The organism is Armatimonadota bacterium (assembly GCA_017993055.1).
Classification (GTDB): Bacteria; Armatimonadota; UBA5829; order DTJY01; family DTJY01; genus JAGONM01.
This window is the reverse complement of the sequence record JAGONM010000082.1, coordinates 1-2,661: the sequence shown is the minus strand read 5'-3', so window position 1 is coordinate 2,661 and position 2,661 is coordinate 1. Positions and strand designations below refer to the sequence as shown.

Here is a 2,661-nt window from a genome sequence, read left to right as displayed (position 1 = left end):
GCGTCCATCGGCGTTCATCGGCGGTTGATATGGCTTTGAATGAAATGATCGAAGCAAGCAAGCAGGCGATGGAGAACGCGTACGCTCCGTACAGCGGGTTCCGGGTCGGGGCGGCGGTACTCGGAGCGAGCGGGCGGATCTACACCGGCTGCAACGTGGAGAACGCCTCCTACGGGCTGTCCGTATGCGCGGAACGAGTCGCTGTCTTCAAGGCCGTCTCCGAGGGCGAGCAGGCAATCAAGGCAGTGGCGATATCGTGCTCGACGGGAGAGGCCGCCCCACCCTGCGGCGCTTGCAGGCAGGTCCTCGCGGAGTTCGCGCCCAAAGACGGGCCGCTTTGCATCTATCTGGTTTCAGACGAGGGAGTGGAGACACACACGCTCGACGAGCTGCTCCCGAACGCATTCAGAATGGAGAACACCGATGGCTGATAAGATCGCAACAAGAGACGCATACGGCAGCGCGCTTGCCGAACTCGGCAGGACGAACCCGAACGTCGTCGCATGCGACGCCGACCTGTCCAAGTCCACCAAGACCAACGTCTTCAAGAAGGAGTTTCCCGGCCGGCACTTCAACTTCGGCATCGCCGAGGCGAACATGATGAGCACGGCGGCGGGCATGTCAACGTGCGGCAAGATCCCGTTCGTCAGCACGTTCGCCGTGTTCGCGAGCGGGCGCGCCTGGGAGCAGGTCCGCGTCTCGATCTGCTACCCGGAGCTGAACGTCAAGATCGTCCCGACGCACGCGGGGATCACCGTCGGCGAGGACGGAGCGTCCCACCAGGCGAACGAGGACATCGCCCTGATGCGCGCCCTGCCGAACATGACGGTGATCGTCCCTGCCGACGGCGTCGAGACGAAGAAGGCCGTCTTCGCGGCGGCGGAGTTCAAGGGTCCGGTCTACATCCGGCTCGGGCGGGCCGAGATACCCGTCATCTTCAGCGAGGACTACGATTTCGAGATCGGCAAGGCCGTCGTGATGCGCCCGGGCGGCGACGTCTCGATCTTCGCGTGCGGCATGATGACCGCGGTCGCCCTGGACGCCGCCGAGACGCTCGCGGCCGAAGGGATATCCGCCGAGGTGGTCAACGTCTCGACGATCAAGCCGCTCGACGCGGAGACCGTGCTGACCTCCGCCCTGAAGACCGGATGCGCGGTGACGGCCGAGGAACACAGCATCGTCGGCGGGCTGGGAGGCGCGGTCCTGGAGGCCCTCGCGGACGGCTGCCCGGTGCCGGTCGAGCGCGTGGGGATGCCGGACGTCTTCGGCGAGTCGGGGAAGCCTGACCTGCTGCTCGAGAAGTACGGCATGACGGCGGAGGACATCGTTGACGCGGCGAGGCTGGCGGTCGAGCGCAAACAGGAGTTGAAGTAGATGCCCGCCGGGACTGCCGTTCAGTTCGGCGCGGGAAACATCGGCCGCGGCTTCACCGCCCAGCTCTTCACCGAGTCGGGATACGAGGTCGTCTTCGTTGACGTCATTGACGAGGTGGTGGACCTGATCAACGAGCGGCGGAGCTACCCGATCGAGATCGCGTCGGAACACCCCGAGACAGTCACCATCACTAACGTGCGCGCCGTCCACGGCTCCGACCGCGAGGCCGTCGCGCGGGAGATCAGGGACTCCTCGCTCGTCTGCACCGCCGTGGGGGTGAACGTCCTCAGGCACGTCGCCCCGGCGATCGCCCGGGGGATCGAGCTCAGGGCCGATGCGGGTATCGAAGAGCCGCTGAACATCATCATCTGCGAGAACCTGATCACCGCCGGGGAGACCCTGCGCGGGCACATCCTCGACGCCCTGCCCTCGCGGTACGCCGCGTACATGGACGAGCGCATCGGGTTCGTCGGGTCGGTCGTCAGCCGGATGGTGCCGGTGATGACCGAGGAGCAGAAGAAGCGCGACCCGCTGCTCATCATCGTGGAGGCCTACAAGCGGCTGCCGGTGGACGGCAGGGGATTCAAGGGCGAGGTGCCGAGGATCGTCGGCTTCGAGCCTTACAACAACTTCGCGGCGTACATCGAGCGCAAGCTCTTCACGCACAACCTCGGGCACGCGACCTCCGCCTATCTCGGCTGGCTGAAGGGGTACGAATACACCTGGCAGTCCATGCGCGACCCGCGGGTCCGGAGAATCACCGAGGCCGCCCTCGCGGAGACCGGGAAGGCGCTCATCGAGCGGCACGGGTTCGCGCCGGAGAAGCATCAGGCGCACATAGACGACCTGCTCGAGCGGTTCGGCAACGTCGCGCTCGGCGACCAGGTGACGAGGGTCGGCCGCGACCCGATCCGCAAGCTGGGGCCGGAGGACCGCATGATAGGCGGGGGGAAGCTCTGCCTGGAGTACGGCGTCGAGCCGACCAACGTCTGCGTCGGGACGGCGGCGGCCCTGCTATTTGACAACCCGGACGACCCGGCGGCGCTGGAGGTGCAGGAGATGATCGGCGGCGGCGGCCTCGACCGGGTGTTCCGCGAGGTCTGCGGGTTGGACCCGGCGTCCCGGCTGGCCGGGATGATCCGTGAGCAGTATGAGCGTCTGAGAGCTGAGCATTGATAGAGTAACCCGTCAGTCCTGAGTGCGCCTCCGGGCGTGTATCGAAGGATGGCCTGGCGCCGCAAGAACGCCCTTCGATACGTGCCGTCATTCACCGGCACACTCGGGGCT

General features: G+C 66.3%; 3 protein-coding genes. All 3 read left to right on the top strand.

The annotated features are described in order from the left end of the window. Positions 1–29: 29 nt before the first annotated feature. Genes KBC96_15570 through KBC96_15560 form a run of 3 tightly spaced genes read left to right on the top strand, consistent with a single transcriptional unit; the run spans position 30 to position 2,550 of the window. The gene (locus KBC96_15570; GenBank protein MBP6965813.1) at positions 30–431 is read left to right on the top strand and encodes a cytidine deaminase; all 402 of its coding nucleotides are present in this window, start codon (positions 30–32) and stop codon (positions 429–431) included. Beyond that, the gene (locus KBC96_15565; GenBank protein ID MBP6965812.1) at positions 424–1,374 is read left to right on the top strand and encodes a transketolase family protein; all 951 of its coding nucleotides are present in this window, start codon (positions 424–426) and stop codon (positions 1,372–1,374) included. The genes KBC96_15570 and KBC96_15565 overlap by 8 nt, the downstream gene beginning before the upstream one ends. Beyond that, positions 1,375–2,550: a mannitol-1-phosphate 5-dehydrogenase gene (locus KBC96_15560; protein MBP6965811.1), complete on the top strand. Its 1,176-nt coding sequence runs from the start codon at positions 1,375–1,377 to the stop codon at positions 2,548–2,550. Positions 2,551–2,661: the final 111 nt, after the last annotated feature.